General features: G+C 61.8%; 17 protein-coding genes. 15 read left to right on the top strand and 2 right to left on the bottom strand.

Annotation, left to right across the window (positions count from 1 at the left end):
• Nucleotides 1-122: 122 nt before the first annotated feature.
• Nucleotides 123-731 carry an HD domain-containing protein gene (locus G455_RS0113785; RefSeq protein WP_028094240.1) on the bottom strand — a complete coding sequence of 203 codons (609 nt, stop codon included), beginning with the start codon at nt 729-731 and terminating at the stop codon, nt 123-125.
• A 66-nt stretch (nt 732-797) separates the two neighbouring features.
• Nucleotides 798-1,451 (bottom strand): alpha/beta hydrolase, encoded by a 654-nt coding sequence (locus G455_RS0113780; RefSeq protein WP_028094239.1) that lies wholly within the window; start codon nt 1,449-1,451, stop codon nt 798-800.
• Between the two features lie 181 nt (nt 1,452-1,632).
• Here G455_RS0113780 and iscR point away from each other — a divergent pair, with 181 nt between their 5' ends.
• The 15 genes from iscR to G455_RS0113700 all read left to right on the top strand — a co-directional run.
• The gene (iscR, locus tag G455_RS0113775; RefSeq protein ID WP_028094238.1) at nt 1,633-2,094 is read left to right on the top strand and encodes a Fe-S cluster assembly transcriptional regulator IscR; all 462 of its coding nucleotides are present in this window, start codon (nt 1,633-1,635) and stop codon (nt 2,092-2,094) included.
• A 5-nt stretch (nt 2,095-2,099) separates the two neighbouring features.
• Nucleotides 2,100-3,152 carry a cysteine desulfurase family protein gene (locus tag G455_RS0113770; protein WP_035366766.1) on the top strand — a complete coding sequence of 351 codons (1,053 nt, stop codon included), beginning with the start codon at nt 2,100-2,102 and terminating at the stop codon, nt 3,150-3,152.
• Between the two features lie 17 nt (nt 3,153-3,169).
• On the top strand, nt 3,170-4,693 hold the full coding sequence (sufB, locus tag G455_RS0113765) for a Fe-S cluster assembly protein SufB (RefSeq protein ID WP_028094236.1): 1,524 nt from the start codon (nt 3,170-3,172) through the stop codon (nt 4,691-4,693).
• Nucleotides 4,690-5,610, top strand: coding sequence for an FkbM family methyltransferase (locus G455_RS25645; protein WP_051312500.1), 921 nt, complete (start codon nt 4,690-4,692; stop codon nt 5,608-5,610). The genes sufB and G455_RS25645 overlap by 4 nt, the downstream gene beginning before the upstream one ends.
• 39 nt (nt 5,611-5,649) lie before the next feature.
• Complete coding sequence (locus tag G455_RS0113755) at nt 5,650-5,967, top strand: heavy metal-binding domain-containing protein (RefSeq protein WP_028094235.1); 318 nt, start codon at nt 5,650-5,652, stop codon at nt 5,965-5,967.
• Nucleotides 5,964-6,569, top strand: a complete 606-nt coding sequence (locus G455_RS0113750) for a hypothetical protein (RefSeq protein ID WP_028094234.1) — start codon at nt 5,964-5,966, stop codon at nt 6,567-6,569. Before G455_RS0113755 ends, G455_RS0113750 begins: the two co-directional genes overlap by 4 nt.
• Nucleotides 6,570-6,636: 67 nt before the next feature.
• Nucleotides 6,637-7,392 carry a Fe-S cluster assembly ATPase SufC gene (gene sufC / locus G455_RS0113745; protein WP_028094233.1) on the top strand — a complete coding sequence of 252 codons (756 nt, stop codon included), beginning with the start codon at nt 6,637-6,639 and terminating at the stop codon, nt 7,390-7,392.
• Complete coding sequence (locus G455_RS0113740) at nt 7,392-8,678, top strand: SufB/SufD family protein (protein ID WP_028094232.1); 1,287 nt, start codon at nt 7,392-7,394, stop codon at nt 8,676-8,678. Before sufC ends, G455_RS0113740 begins: the two co-directional genes overlap by 1 nt.
• Complete coding sequence (locus G455_RS0113735; RefSeq protein WP_028094231.1) at nt 8,678-9,163, top strand: hypothetical protein; 486 nt, start codon at nt 8,678-8,680, stop codon at nt 9,161-9,163. The genes G455_RS0113740 and G455_RS0113735 overlap by 1 nt, the downstream gene beginning before the upstream one ends.
• Nucleotides 9,160-9,744, top strand: a complete 585-nt coding sequence (locus G455_RS0113730; RefSeq protein WP_028094230.1) for a YIP1 family protein — start codon at nt 9,160-9,162, stop codon at nt 9,742-9,744. The genes G455_RS0113735 and G455_RS0113730 overlap by 4 nt, the downstream gene beginning before the upstream one ends.
• Nucleotides 9,737-10,957 carry a cysteine desulfurase gene (locus tag G455_RS0113725; protein WP_028094229.1) on the top strand — a complete coding sequence of 407 codons (1,221 nt, stop codon included), beginning with the start codon at nt 9,737-9,739 and terminating at the stop codon, nt 10,955-10,957. Before G455_RS0113730 ends, G455_RS0113725 begins: the two co-directional genes overlap by 8 nt.
• A 118-nt stretch (nt 10,958-11,075) precedes the next feature.
• Nucleotides 11,076-12,125, top strand: coding sequence for a methyltransferase (locus tag G455_RS24125; RefSeq protein ID WP_051312498.1), 1,050 nt, complete (start codon nt 11,076-11,078; stop codon nt 12,123-12,125).
• A gap of 165 nt (nt 12,126-12,290) precedes the next feature.
• The gene (locus G455_RS25640) at nt 12,291-13,391 is read left to right on the top strand and encodes a Hint domain-containing protein (RefSeq protein WP_051312496.1); all 1,101 of its coding nucleotides are present in this window, start codon (nt 12,291-12,293) and stop codon (nt 13,389-13,391) included.
• Nucleotides 13,392-13,620: 229 nt separating this feature from the next.
• A complete protein-coding gene (locus G455_RS25635) occupies nt 13,621-14,136 on the top strand; it encodes a GNAT family N-acetyltransferase (protein WP_051312494.1) in 516 nt (171 codons plus the stop codon).
• A 753-nt stretch (nt 14,137-14,889) separates the two neighbouring features.
• A partial coding sequence (locus G455_RS0113700; protein WP_205620474.1) for a transposase occupies nt 14,890-15,176 on the top strand: 287 nt, incomplete at its 3' end.

The raw sequence follows: 15,176 nt of genomic DNA, 5'->3' as shown, positions 1-15,176 counted from the left end.
GATAGGGGAGTCGCGCGCGGTTTAGCGCAATTCCGCTCTGCGGAAAAGATTGTATGCGAAAGTATACAGATTTGTCGCATCGCCGGCACGCCAATTGTGCAGACCGGTGGCAGACCGGCGGCTCAGCCGGCCTGTTTGCGCATGTGCTTGTCGAAGAAATCGGCCAGCCTCGGGCGCAGCCAGGACCACAGGCCGGGCGCGCCGCGATTGATCGGCTTGCCGACCCGGGTATCGAGCTGATCGAGCGTCACCTTGTATTCGACCCAGCTACCGCCGCCGTTCTCCAAGTTGATCACCGGGCTCTGAAAGCGGTCGATGGCCTTGGCGAATTGCGCATCCGGGGTTTCGGCGGCTTCGAACTCCTCCCAAAGGGCGAGGAAATCCACCCCCTGATCGCCGGGCAGCAGGCCGAACAGCCGGCGGGCGGCGGCGGCTTCCTTGGCGGCCATGGCAGCGTGATCGACGTCGCCGTGGATCGGCGCGTCGCCGGCGTCGATTTCGACGATATCGTGCAACAGCAGCATCCGGATCACCCGGTCGATGCTGACGTCAGGCGCCGCCTGATCGGCCAGAACCATGGCATGAAGACAGATGTGCCAGCTATGTTCGGCGGAATTCTCGCGGCGCGACCCGTCGATCAGCGGCGTCGCGCGCAGCACGGATTTCAGCTTGTCGGCTTCTTTGAGAAAATCGACCTGCGCGTCGAGTCGCGCGAGTCTTGGGTCGGTCATGGGATATGCCTTTCCCGCCGCCCGTGTCCCTCGGGGACCGGCGCGGCGCTGGTCCCCGGGGTGGAGTTATCGTGTGTTCTCGGTCAGGCGGCGTTTGACGTAATCGCTGACCGTGCCGATCATCGTGTCCATATGCTCCCCCTGGAAGAAGTGGTCTGCGCCCTCGATTTCCTCATGGGTGATGGTGATGCCTTTCTGCTCGTGCAGCTTGTTCACCAATGCGGTGGTGTCAGCCGGGGGGGCCACCCGGTCGGCGGTGCCGTTGATGACAAGGCCGGAGGACGGGCAGGGGGCCAGGAACGAGAAGTCATACATATTCGCCGGCGGCGAGACGCTGATAAAGCCGGTGATCTCGGGCCGGCGCATCAGCAGTTGCATGCCGATCCAGGCGCCGAAGGAAAAGCCTGCGACCCAGCAATGTTTGGAGTTGTTGTTCATGGACTGCAGGTAATCCAGCGCCGAGGCCGCATCCGACAGCTCTCCGATGCCCTGATCGTATTCACCCTGGCTGCGGCCCACGCCACGGAAATTGAACCGCAGAACGGTGAACCCCATGTTGTAGAAGGCGTAATGCAGGTTATACACGACCTTGTTGTTCATCGTACCGCCGAATTGCGGATGGGGATGCAGCACGATGGCGATCGGCGCGTCCTTTTCCTTCTGCGGGTGATAGCGGCCTTCCAGGCGGCCTTCGGGTCCGGCGAAAATCACCTCGGGCATATTTGGCGTCTGTCCTGTTTTGGTCGGAAGGCATCCGGGATATTCTTGACGAAATCGCTAGGATACCTTAGAACGTTTCTAAATGGCGCGGAGCGCGGTTTTGTGCTGCTAGGCGGAGATACGCATTGACAGGCGCAACGTCAAGAATCTCGCGAAAAAACGGGTGTGGAGGCGATCGGGAATGAAGCTGTCAACCAAAGGACGTTACGCGATGGTCGCTTTGGCCGATATCGCGTTGCAGCCCGAAGGGGCGCTGGTGACGCTGGGAGATATCGCGCAGCGTCAGAAGATCTCGCTGCCGTATCTTGAGCAGTTGTTCGTCAAGCTGCGGCGCGCCGATCTGGTTGCCTCGGTACGCGGCCCCGGTGGTGGCTATCGTCTGGCCCGGCCGGCCGAGGATATCCGGGTGGTCGATGTGCTGGCGGCGGTCGACGAGACGGTCGATGCGATGCACAAGGGCGCGGGCGCCTCGGGCGGATCGTCGGGCAGCCGGGCGCAATCCCTGACCAACCGACTGTGGGAAAGCCTGAGCGCGCATGTCTATGTCTTTCTGCATCAGACCAGCCTGGCCGACGTGATCGGCAACGGGCTGGCGCCCTGTCCCGCGGTGCCTTCAATCTTTTCGGTCGTCGACGCGGAGTGAGAGAAATGTCTTTCTCTGCCAGAACTTACCTTGATTACAACGCCACCGCACCACTGCGGCCCGAGGCGAAAGCGGCGATGAGTGCGGCGATGGATGTGATCGGCAATCCCTCCAGCGTCCATGCCGAGGGACGCGCCGCCAAGGCATTGATCGAACGCGCGCGCGGCCAGATCGCCACAGCCTTCGGCGCCGATGGGGCCGATGTGATCTTTACCTCCGGCGCGACTGAGGCGGCCTCCCTGGCCTGTGCCGGGCGCGGGCTGCACGGGGCGAAGGTGGAACATGACGCAGTGCGCGCCTGGATCACCGATGATCTTGCCGTCGATGCCCTGGGCCATGTCACCGTGACCCATCCAGGGCAGAGCGTACTGCAGATGGCCAATTCGGAAACCGGCGTGCTGCAGACCCTGCCCGATGGGCTGGCGGTCACCGATGCGACCCAGGCCTTCGGCAAGATCCCGGTGGCCTTCAACTGGCTGGGGGTCACCATGGCGATGCTCTCGGCCCACAAGCTGGGCGGGCCCAAGGGAATCGGCGCGCTGGTGATCCGGCGGGGCACCGATCTGGCGGCGCAGATCCGCGGTGGCGGTCAGGAGATGGGTCGCCGCTCCGGCACCGAGAACATCGTCGGGATCGCCGGTTTCGCCGCCGCAGCCGAGGCGGCGGCGCGCGATTTGGCCGATGGCGTCTGGGAGCGGGTCGAAAAACTTAGGGATATTCTAGAGTCATCTATTGCGGGCGCCGCCCCACAGACTATTTTCGTCGGAAAAGCGGCGGCGCGTCTGCCCAATACCTCGTGCTTTGCCACTCCGGGATGGAAGGGTGAAACGCAGGTGATGCAGATGGATTTGGCCGGCTTCGCGATCAGCGCGGGCAGCGCCTGTTCCAGCGGCAAGGCGCGCCCCAGTGATACGCTCGGTGCGATGGGATACGATGCGGCCACGGCCAGCGGTGCAATCCGCGTTTCCATCGGCCCGGCGACGACGGAAGAGGATGTGCTGCGCTTCGCCGAAGCGTGGTGTGACAAGGAAAGAAAACATCGCGCCCGCGCGGCGTGAGGTCAGGAGTGAAACAGATGGTCGCGATAGATCATACCGAGGTCAAGGAAGGTGTCGATCAGGAGACGGTCGACGCGGTGCGCGAGGTTGGCGGTACCTATAAATATGGCTGGGAAACCGAGATCGAGACCGATTACGCCCCTAAGGGTCTGACCGAGGATATCGTTCGCCTGATCTCGGCCAAGAACGAAGAGCCGGAGTGGATGACCGACTGGCGGCTCAAGGCCTATGCCCGCTGGCAGCAGATGAAGGAACCGGCCTGGGCGATGGTCGATTACCCCGAGATCGACTTTCAGGATCAATATTACTACGCCCGCCCCAAGAGCATGGAGGTCAAGCCCAAGTCGCTGGACGAGGTCGACCCCAAGCTTCTGGCCACCTATGCCAAGCTGGGCATCCCCTTGAAGGAACAGATGATCCTGGCTGGGGTGGAAGGCGCCGAGGAGATGCCGACCGAAGGCCGTAAGGTCGCGGTGGATGCGGTGTTTGACTCGGTTTCGGTCGGCACCACCTTCCAGACCGAGCTGAAGAAGGCCGGTGTCATCTTCTGTTCGATCTCCGAGGCAATCCGTGAACACCCGGAGCTGGTGAAGAAATACCTGGGCTCCGTCGTGCCGGTATCGGACAACTTCTATGCCACGCTGAACTCTGCCGTCTTCTCGGATGGGTCCTTTGTCTACGTGCCGCCGGGCGTGCGCTGCCCGATGGAACTGTCGACCTATTTCCGGATCAACGCGGAGAACACCGGCCAGTTCGAACGCACGCTGATCATCGCCGACAAGGGGTCTTACGTCTCCTATCTGGAAGGCTGTACCGCGCCCAAGCGCGACAAGGCGCAGCTGCACGCCGCGGTGGTGGAGATCATCATCGAAGAAGACGCCGAGGTGAAGTATTCGACCGTCCAGAACTGGTATCCGGGCGACGAGAACGGCAAGGGCGGCATCTATAACTTCGTGACCAAACGTGCCGATTGCCGTGGTGACCGGGCCAAGGTGATGTGGACCCAGGTCGAGACCGGCTCGGCCGTGACCTGGAAATACCCCTCCTGCATTCTGCGCGGCGACGATACCCAGGGCGAATTCTATTCCATCGCCATCGCCAACAATTACCAGCAGGCCGATACCGGCACCAAGATGATCCACCTGGGCAAGCGCACCAAGTCGCGCATCGTGTCCAAGGGGATTTCGGCGGGCAAGGCGCAGAACACCTATCGCGGGTTGGTCTCGATTCACCCGAAGGCCAAGAACAGCCGCAACTATACCCAATGCGACAGCCTGCTGATCGGCGACAAATGCGGCGCCCATACGGTGCCCTATATCGAGGTCAAGAACAACTCGTCGCGGGTCGAACACGAGGCGACCACCTCGAAGGTGGATGAGGATCAGCTGTTCTATTGCCGCTCGCGCGGGATGGACGAGGAGGAATCCGTGGCGCTGGTGGTCAACGGTTTCTGCAAGGACGTGCTGCAGGCGCTGCCTATGGAATTCGCCATGGAAGCGCAGCAACTGGTCGCGATCAGCCTTGAGGGCTCGGTGGGATGATGACGGGCGGCGCCGAACAGATGGATGCGCAGTCACGGGCAGGGCGCCGGCTGCTGTCCGAACGGGTGGCCTATCTGCGTGACCGGCTGATGCCGGCGCGGCCGCTGCACATTCTTGATGTCGGCGCCAATCCGATCAATGTTCCGGATTACGATCCGTTGCTGGATCTCGGCGGATGCGAGGTCTGGGGCTTTGAGCCCGACGATGAGGCCTTTGCGGCACTCGGCGCGGATCAGCGTCCGGGGACCCATTACATCAATAAGGCCGTAGGCACCCCCGGCGCCGCCAACTTCTATCCCCATCCGCAAAGCGGACTGGGGTCGCTTTATCCCATTCAGCGGGAGTCGGTGGCCTTTCTGGGGCACCGGGGATGGTATCGTGACGATATCACCCCGATCCCGGTGGAGGTGGTGGCGCTTGACGATCTCGACGATCTGCCGCCGCCCGACATGCTGAAGATCGACGTGCAGGGGGCCGAGCTTGATGTGATCCGCCACGGGCGAGAGAAGCTGTCTCAGGCGGTCTGCGTGGTGCCCGAGGTGCGGTTCTACCGCATCTACGAAGGAGAGCCGCTGTGGGGCAAGCTGGACGTCGAATTGCATCAGCAAGGCTTCGTGTTGCACAAGCTGATGTTTTCGAAAGCCGCAATGATCGAGAATTCCAAGGCCGGGCGGCTGAAGGGAAAATCTGTCCGCAGTCAGTTGATCGATGGGGACGCGGTCTATATCCGCAACCCCGAAACCCCCGATGACTGGAGTGACGAGCAGTGGAAACAGCTTGCCATCGCCTCAGGGGCGGTCTTCGACAGTTTCGATCTGACGATCCACTGTCTCGACCGACTGGAAGAGCGCGGTGTGATCGGGCCGGAGGTGGCCGATGGGTTTCTGGATTGTTTGCCGGAGTGGATGAAAAAGTAAGCCCAAGCGGCTGATTTTTCATGATGAAAGGATATCAGGATGATCGTTACCACTACCCCCGGTATCGACGGGCACCGGATCAGCGAATACAAGGGGATCGTCGTCGGCGAGGCCATCCTGGGGGCCAATGTGGTCCGTGATTTCTTTGCCGGCATCACTGATATCGTCGGCGGCCGCTCCGGCGCCTATGAAAAGGAGCTGGGCCGAGCCCGGGCCACCGCATTGGCCGAAATGGAGGGGCGAGCGGCAGCGCTTGGGGGCTCCGCGGTCGTGGGGGTCGATCTGGATTATGAGGTCATCAACAACATGCTGATGGTCAGCGCCTCCGGCACTGCGGTGGTGATCGAACGGGCATGACCCAAGCCGCCCGCCAAATCGACCGTCCGGTCCTGACCTTGCCGGTGCCTGAGGCCGAGGCCTTGCGCGCGGCCTATGCGCAGGCCGGGGTCATCCTGGAATACGGTTCCGGCGGCTCGACGGTTCTGGCGGCGGAAATGCCGGGCAAACATGTCACTTCGGTCGAAAGCGATCGGAAATGGGCGCGGATGATGAAGGAGTGGTTCATCACCAACCCGCCAGCCGAAGGCTCGAGCGTCGATATCCACTGGAGCGATGTCGGCAAGACCGAGGATTGGGGCCACCCGAAGGACGATAGCGATTGGCGCAAGTTCCCGAACTACCCCCTCAAGATCTGGCGGAAAAAGGATTTTCGTCATCCGGATGTGGTGCTTGTCGATGGACGTTTTCGCATCGGCTGCGCCTTGGCAACGGCCTTTTCGATCCTGCGCCCGGTGACGCTGCTGTTCGACGATTACACCAAGCGGAGCTGGTTTGCGCGGGTTGAGGAGTTTCTGGGCACTCCGATGATCATCGGCCGGATGGCCGCGTTCGAAGTGGCCCCGATGGCCATTCCGCCCGACCGGCTGTTGCAGGTCATCAAATACATGACCCGGCCCTGACGCCGGGAAAGAGATAGGAACATCGCCCGGGCAAGACCCGTGGCCGTGAGACAAGAAAGAGGAAAAAATGCTGGAAATCAAAAACCTGCATGCGCGACTTGAAGAAGAAGGCAAGGAAATCCTGAAAGGGGTCGACCTGACGGTCGAACCGGGGACGGTGCATGCCATCATGGGGCCGAACGGCTCGGGGAAGTCGACGCTCAGCTATGTTCTGTCAGGCCGTGGCGGCTATGAGGTCACTGATGGCTCGGCCACCCTCGACGGTGAGGACCTGCTGGAGCTGGAACCCGAGGAACGCGCCGCCGCCGGTCTGTTCCTGGCCTTCCAATATCCGGTCGAAATCCCCGGCGTCGGCAATATGACCTTTCTGCGCACCGCTGTGAACGCGCAGCGCAAGGCCCGTGGCGAAGAGGAACTGAGCGCCTCCGACTTCCTCAAGATCGTGCGCGAGCGCGCCAAGGCGCTGAAGATCGACGCCGATATGCTGAAGCGTCCGGTCAACGTCGGCTTTTCGGGCGGCGAGAAGAAGCGCAACGAGATCCTGCAGATGGCCATGCTGGAACCCAAGATGTGCATTCTGGACGAAACCGATAGCGGGCTGGACGTGGATGCGATGAAGCTGGTGTCCGAGGGCGTGAACGCGCTGCGCGATGGCAAGCGCGGTTTCGTGGTTATCACGCATTACCAACGTCTTCTGGATCACATCAAACCCGATGTCGTGCATATCATGGCGAATGGTCGCATCATCAAGACCGGTGGCCCCGAGCTGGCGCTGGAGGTCGAGACCAACGGCTATGCCGACATCCTGAGCGAGGTGCAGTGATGGCTGCGCTTCCCGATCCCAAGGCGCTTGAAGCGCTCGAGGTGCGGATCGCCGGGCTGAGCCTGCCTGAGGACGGCTGTCTGGCGCCGGCACGCAAGGCGGCACTGTCCCGCCTGAGGCAGATGGGCCTGCCGCAGCGGCGTGACGAATACTGGAAATTCACCCGCCCCGATACGCTGATCCAACCCGATCCGGTGCCGGCGCCGGCCTTCGTCAATGACGAGGGCCCGATGTTCGATGCGGTGGAGCGGCTGAAGATCGTCTTCGTCGATGGTATTTTCGATCCGGAGGCCTCTGACGAACTGGCGATGGAGGGGGTCACGATCGAGCGGCTCGCCGATGTCTGCGACAAGGACATCCATTGGGCCAAGGACTTGTACGGCGTTCTTGAAACGAACGGTCAGACCCCAGTGGCCCGTCCCTTGGCGGCGCTGAACAGCGCATTCGCCACGGACGGTCTGGCGATCCATGTCACCGGCACCCCGGCGCGACCGATCAGCATCGTCTACAAGCACCGCTTGGAAACCTCTGACGCGCTGTTGCATCACCTGATCCGCGTCGATGCCGGTGCTGAGCTGACGTTGCTGGAAAACGGCCCGGCGGCGGCCCGGTTCAACAAGTGCACCGAAATCGACATCGCCGACGGTGGCAAGTTGCATCATGTGCGCGCCCAGGGCCGCGATCACGAACGCCGGACGGTGACCCATATGTTCGCCCGTCTTGGCGCTGAATCGGTCTATAAATCCTTCACCCTCACGGTGAACGGTGTGATGACCCGCAACGAACAAGTGGTCGAATTCACCGGCGACGATGCGGTGGCCCATGTCGCCGGCGCCTGTGTCGGAGACGGCGATTTCCATCACGACGACACCGTTTTCATCACCCATGACGCGGTCGGCTGTGAAAGCCGGCAGGTGTTCAAGAAAGTGCTGAAGAACGGCGCGGTCGGCGTGTTCCAGGGCAAGATCCTGGTCAAGCCCGGCGCACAGAAGACCGATGGCTATCAGATCAGTCAATCGCTGCTGCTGGACGACGATAGCCAATTCCTGGCCAAGCCTGAACTTGAGATCTATGCCGACGACGTGGCCTGTTCGCATGGCTCCACCTCTGGCGCGATCGACGAAGAGGGGCTGTTCTATCTGCGCTCGCGCGGGGTGCCCGAACGCGAGGCGGTCAGCCTGCTGACGCTGGCCTTCCTGGCAGAGGCGCTGGACGAGATCGAGGATCCGCGTCTGTCGGACGATCTGCTTGAACGTCTGCGCGGCTGGCTGCTGCGGCACGGCTGATGGCGGTGACCACCGATATCCTGGCCTCTTACCGGGGGCCGGGGCGCGTGGTGGCTCGGCTGCTGACCGCAGGCCAACGTGAAGACCGCGCGCTGGCCATCCTGATGGCGGGTTGTGTGCTGGTCTTCGTGGCGCAATTGCCCCGCCTTGCGCGCGAGGCGCATCTTGCGAGCCAGGAACTGAACCCGACCCTGGGCGGCAGCCTGCTGGCCTGGGTGATCATTGCGCCCTTGCTGTTCTATGTCCTCGCTGCGTTCAGCCATGTCGTCGCGCGGCTTTTCGGCGGGCACGGCGGCTGGTATGGGGCGCGGCTGGCGCTGTTCTGGGCGCTGTTGGCCTCGTCGCCGCTGATGCTGTTGCACGGGCTTGTCTCGGGGCTGATCGGCCCGGGACCCGGGCGCGACGCGGTGGGGCTGATCTGGTTGGCGATCTTTTTGTGGTTCTGGCTGGCAGGCTTGTGGCGGGCGGAAAGGACACCGGTGTGAACGGAAATTACTGGCGCGATCTTGTGACCCTGTCGCTGACCGATCCGGCCATGGCGGCGCGGCAGCTGATGGCATTGAACCTGCGGCGTGATCTGCTCTGGACCGGGCTGGCGCTGACCGCGGTCCTGAATACACTGATCTACAGCCTGTCAGGCCTGCTCTCGGGGGCGGCGATCTTCGGGGCTTTCGGCTCACCCTTCTTCTATCTCGGGATCATGGCTGCCAGTCTGGTGCTGACGATCCTGTGCTTTTATCTGGCCGGTCGCATGCTGGGCGGGCAGGGCCGGGTCGAGGATCTGCTGGTCGCGGTCCTGTGGCTGCAGGTACTGCGCATGGGGGTTCAGGTGATCGTGCTGATCCTGGGCACGCTGTCGCCGGCGCTGGGGGTGGTGGCGGTCTTTGCCGCCATGTTCATCGGCCTCTTCATCACCGTGCATTTCCTCAATCAGGTGTTCCACTTCAATTCTCTGGGCCGGGCGGCAGGAACGATGATTCTGTCGATCGTGATCATGACGGTCCTGATGATCCTTCTCCTCGCGATCGTCGGGGGGACACAGCCGGGAGGCTCTTTCAATGTATGATGTGCAGAAAATCCGTGCCGATTTCCCGATCCTCGCGCGCGAGGTGAACGGCAAGCCGCTGACCTATCTGGACAACGGCGCTTCGGCACAAAAGCCGCAGGTGGTGATCGACGCGATCACCCAGGCCTATTCTATGGAATATGCCAACGTGCACCGCGGGCTGCATTTCCTGTCGAATCTCGCAACCGAGAAATACGAGGCCGTGCGCGGCATCGTCGCCCGGTTCTTGAATGCAGGCCATGAGGATGAGATCATCTTCAACTCCGGCACCACCGAGGGGATCAACATGGTCTCCTACGCCTGGGCGGCACCGCGGTTGCAGCCTGGCGACGAAATCGTGCTGAGCGTGATGGAGCACCACGCCAATATCGTGCCCTGGCATTTCCTGCGCGAACGGCAAGGCGTGGTGCTGAAATGGGTGGATACCGCGCCCGACGGGTCGCTTGACCCACAGGCGGTGATCGACGCCATCGGGCCCAGGACGAAACTGGTGGCGGTGACCCATTGTTCCAACGTGCTGGGCACCGTGGTGGATGTGAAGGCGATCACCGCAGGGGCCCATGCCAAGGGCGTACCGGTGCTGGTCGATGGCAGCCAGGGCGCGGTCCACATGCCGGTCGACGTGCAGGATATCGGTTGCGATTTCTATGCCATCACTGGCCACAAGCTCTATGGCCCCTCGGGGTCCGGTGCGATCTATGTCAAGGCCGATCGGATGGCCGAGATGCGCCCCTTCCTGGGCGGCGGCGACATGATCCGTGAGGTGACCAAGGATCAGGTGATCTATGCCGACCCGCCGTTGAAGTTCGAGGCCGGCACCCCGGGCATCGTCCAGACCATCGGCCTGGGGGTGGCGTTGGAGTACATGATGGGCGTCGGCGTGGAGAATATCGCCGCGCATGAGGCGGGGCTTCGTGATTACGCCCAGGCGCAGTTCGCCAAGCTGAACTGGTTGAACGTGCAGGGGCAGGCGCCGGGCAAGGCGGCGATCTTCTCCCTGACGATGGAGGGGCCGGCGCATCCGCACGATATTTCGACGATTCTCGACAAGAAGGGGGTGGCGGTGCGTGCCGGGCACCATTGCGCCGGTCCGCTGATGCAGCATCTGGGCGTCAGTGCCACCTGCCGCGCCTCGTTCGGGATGTATAACACCCGAGAGGAAATCGACCGGCTGATCGAGGCGCTGGAACTGGCACGAGAGCTGTTCTCCTGACTGTTTCCTGATCGTTTTCTCGATCTCGACACGTCAAAAAGCGACATTTTCGCGTCGTTATTGGCAACCTTCGTGCGATACCTCTAGGTTTCTCCTGTCTCAGAAACAGGGGGAGCCGATGACCGTATTGACTGAAGCCGACCAGATTTCCGAAATCGCCTTCGGGTTCATGGGGTCGAAGGCGCTGTTTGCGGCACTGGGTGCGGGGGTTTTCACCCATCTCGCCGACGGGCCGCAAAGCTGCGCCGAACTGGCCGAAAACTGTCCTTTGGACGAGGCGCGCACCGAAACCCTGATGACCGCGCTGGCGGGGCTCGGACTGGTTCAGGTGCAGGGCGACGGGCGCTTCGCCAATTCGCCCGCCGCCGACAGCTTCCTGGTCAAGGGGGCGAAATACGACTTCGGCGATTATCTGCGGCTACAGGTGGGCCAGCAGATGTATGGGCTCTTGGACCAGATCGACGATGCCCTGCAGGACAATCTTCCCGAGGAAGCGACGGCCTCCTATGCCGAGTGGTTTTCCGATCCGGAGGAGGCGCGGCTCTATTCCGCCAGCCAGCATTCGGGATCTCTGGGACCGGCGCGTCAGTTGGCGCGCCAGATCGACCTGTCGGGGGCGAAGACGCTGCTGGACGTTGGCGGCGGCACCGGGGCCTTTGCCATCACCCTATGCCAGGCTTTCCCCGATCTCACCGCCACCATCGTCGATTTTCCCAATGTCGCGGCGCTGGGGCGGAACTATGTCGCCAGGGCCGGGCTGTCGGATCGGATCGCCTACGTCGAGGGCAATGCGCTGGAAACCGCCTGGCCGGGGGCGCAGGATGCGGTGCTGATGTCCTATCTGTTTTCCGGCGTGCCGGGGGAAACGCACGATGGGTTGGTCGGCCGGGCGTTTGATCATCTGGCCCCCGGCGGGCGGTTTCTGTTGCACGATTTCGTGGTGCGCGCGGATCGCACCGGCCCGAAGCTCGCCGCGCTTTGGCAACTGCAGCACACAGCATTCACTCCGCGTGCCCGGTCTTTGGATGAGGGGTGGCTGAAACAGGCGCTGGCCAAAGCCGGGTTCAGCGATATCGACGTCGGCGTGATGATTCCCAAAATGACCATGCTGGCGAGCGCGGTGAAACCGGCGCAGGAGGGGGAGCCCGCGAAATTGGCCGGAGCATAGCGCGAGCGCCGTTCCGCCGAGATGGCGCGCTTGCGCATGACGGATATGTGCAGCGCCATATTTATGCCCGGATGATGTTTTTATATATCAAGGCTGTAACAATAACCTTTGCCTGACTACCTAAACGGTCAGCGTGGCGGGCCGTAATAGGTAGAAGACATCAAAATGACAGGCACCTACACTGCTCCGATCCCGATGCGTGGCGATATGCTGGCCTCGGTCAGCTCGTATGGCCAAACCAGTAACCCCGGGCAGCCGGGGTTCGCGATGGAGCTGTACGATGTCGAGGCGCTTGGCAGTGCCAGCGATAACTATCGCTTGGTGTGGTATCAGAACCTCAACCAGACCGCGACGGAATTCCAGAACGGGCAGATGTGGCGGCTGGAGGTTTATGACCCGTCCAAAGACCCCGACGGCGATCCCTCCACCGGCGATTCCGGCTGGTCGGCCGTGCCCGGATTCAAACATTTGGTGCCGGCCCATGACATCGTCGGCGGTCTTGGCGGGGGGGATGAATATGTCATGCTGCGCGGCAGCGGCGGCTATCTTCTTTATGACCTGAACGGCAATCTGCCCGAGGAGCCGACCCATCTGACCTATTCCGCCGAGAATGAGAACGGTGATCCGGATCTCGGCGATAATGACGGCAACCTCGATTTCGAGGATATGGTCAACGCGACGATGCCCTGTTTCCTGCCCGGCACCCGTATCGAGACCGTCGATGGATGGCGCCCGATCGAAAGCGTGCGCCCGGGGGACCTGGTGATGACGCTGGACCACGGACCGCAGCCTCTGGCGATGCTGGTCCGCCGCACGGCTGAGCTGCGCGATGGCGACGAGAGGCTGGCGCCGGTTGTGTTGCCACAGGGCTGCCTGGGCAGTGGCTTGCCGGTGCGGGAGCTGCGCTGTTCGCCGCAGCATCGCCTGCTTCATGCCGGGGCGCAGAACCAGTGCCTGGTCGCAGCCAAGGCCCTGCTGGCGCGGCCGGGAGTATCGCGTGGGCCGGCCCGGGGCAAAGTGAGCTATATCAATCTGGTCTTTCCGCGCCATGAGATCGTCTTTGCCGAAGGCCTGGCGGTTGAGAGCTTTTATCCCGGACCCGAGGCGTTGAAAGGGGTGAGAGCGGTCGATTTGTTGCTGTTGCGGGCGCTTTTCCCGCAGCCACCACGCCGGGCACGGCATTTCGCGAAATGCGCGGATTGGCGCAAACGGCTGGCGCGCCGACCTGCGGCCTTCAAGCCGCTGGCGGCGACGGTCATCGCCTGATCCGGGGCCGGCCTGTCGCACCTTGCGGCGCTTTTCGCCGGTAACGCCGCACTGGCCGGTTGACACAAGCATGGGTTCAGCGCTTGAATCGCGGCCATGACGCAGACCGTTTTTCCCTCTGTGACCTATTCCCGCCGCCTCATCTGAGCGCGGCATCCCCTTATCACGACATGCCGCCGCCGGGGGCATGTCAGGTCGGCTCCCGCGTCTGCGGTGAGGAGCCCCGAGAATGCCCCCCGATCCCTTTTTCCGGTCCACATCCTTCGGCACCATTCGTGCGGCGCGACCGCAAGACTGTGCCGATATCCTGCGCATGGCCAGGCGGTTGGCCCGGCATCACCAGGATGCCTGCGGGTTAACGACAGAACATATCGTCCGCGATGTATTTTGCCACCCGCGCTGGCTGCATCTGCTGGTGGCTGAACGGCAGGCGAAACCGATCGGCTATGCCGTGCTCTTTGGCACCGCCCAATTTCAGTTCGGTCGCCGTGGGATGGAGCTGCATCACCTGTTCACCGAGAAACACATGCGCGGGCAGGGGGTGGGGCAGGCACTGGTCGAGGCTTGCCTGACTTTCGCGTCGGGGCTGAGCTGCGATTACCTGACCGTGGGCACCGACCCCGACAACCTTGCGGCCCAGGGCTTCTACCTGCGATTTGGATTTCAGCGCCGACCGAGTTTTCCCCCGCGTTTCGTTTTCCACCTGGATGGGCGGGTTGCCGGTCCCGGGATATCGGAAAGATAGAGGAAAAGCCGATATCATCGGCACTTGCGGCGGAAAATCGGGGCGGTCGGATATCCCCGGTTCCACTGCAAGTGTCATTTCTCCGCAAACGGCATGTCGCAGGACACGCGCAATTTTCCATGCCGATCACCGGGCGACAGATGCGGGGGCTGCGCCGGATCGAGTGTGAAAACATGCCAGGTTATATTCGACTTCCTCAGCCTGCCGGGCATAAAATTCAGGGAGCCTGTCGAGGTATTTTCCTGGGGCATTTGGCGCAGATGGCCTGCCTCGCAGCGGGAACGGGAATGGGCCCGAGATTTGGGGGCTTGCGGGCGAATTATGCACCAGATCCCCCTTTAGACAGAAATTGACTGGTTCCTTCTGAAGATGTGCGATCAATTCATCAAGTCAACGATCAAGCCAGAACTCAAGTCATTGAAATAAAATGAAATTCCCAAGAATATACAGATATTCATTTTTGATGAATTTCGGGAAACTCAATTGGATATATAAAACTATTTATGTTTTTCGGCGCCTTGAAATTGGCATCTCAGGCCTCTTGAAAAAAATAATCGAGAGAATGATAAGGAGATAAGTTTTGCGGAGGCGTGAGTGCATGGTCAAGATCGTTGACAAGGGAAATAACAACCGGGTGATCGGAAATCATGATGACAATCCTGATCTGACCATTTTCTTCATAGGGTCGGCATTGTTGCAGAACTCTGGCTAGGAAGGATTCACATCGTGAATCCATGGCGTTAGATGGTTCGGATGAGCAAGCCCACAGCCGCCCGCTATCGCACCACGAACTGGTCCAGCTACAACTCAGCGCTCAGGAAGCGCGGGTCTGTGCTGATCTGGCTGGACAAGGACATGACCTGGCTCGCGCCGGGTGGGGGACGGCCTGGGCGCCCGCCGATCTTTTCGAATGCGGCGATCCAGTTCTGCCTGTCGGTCAAGGTGCTGTTCAAGTTGCCGCTGAGACAGACGGCGGGGATGGTCGCCAGCCTTTTGCACCTGGCCGGGCTGGACTGGCCCGTTCCCGATTATTCCACCCT

It is taken from the genome of Pseudodonghicola xiamenensis DSM 18339, from assembly GCF_000429365.1.
Classification (GTDB): domain Bacteria; phylum Pseudomonadota; class Alphaproteobacteria; order Rhodobacterales; family Rhodobacteraceae; genus Pseudodonghicola; species Pseudodonghicola xiamenensis.
This window is presented reverse-complemented; position numbering and strand designations above follow the sequence as displayed.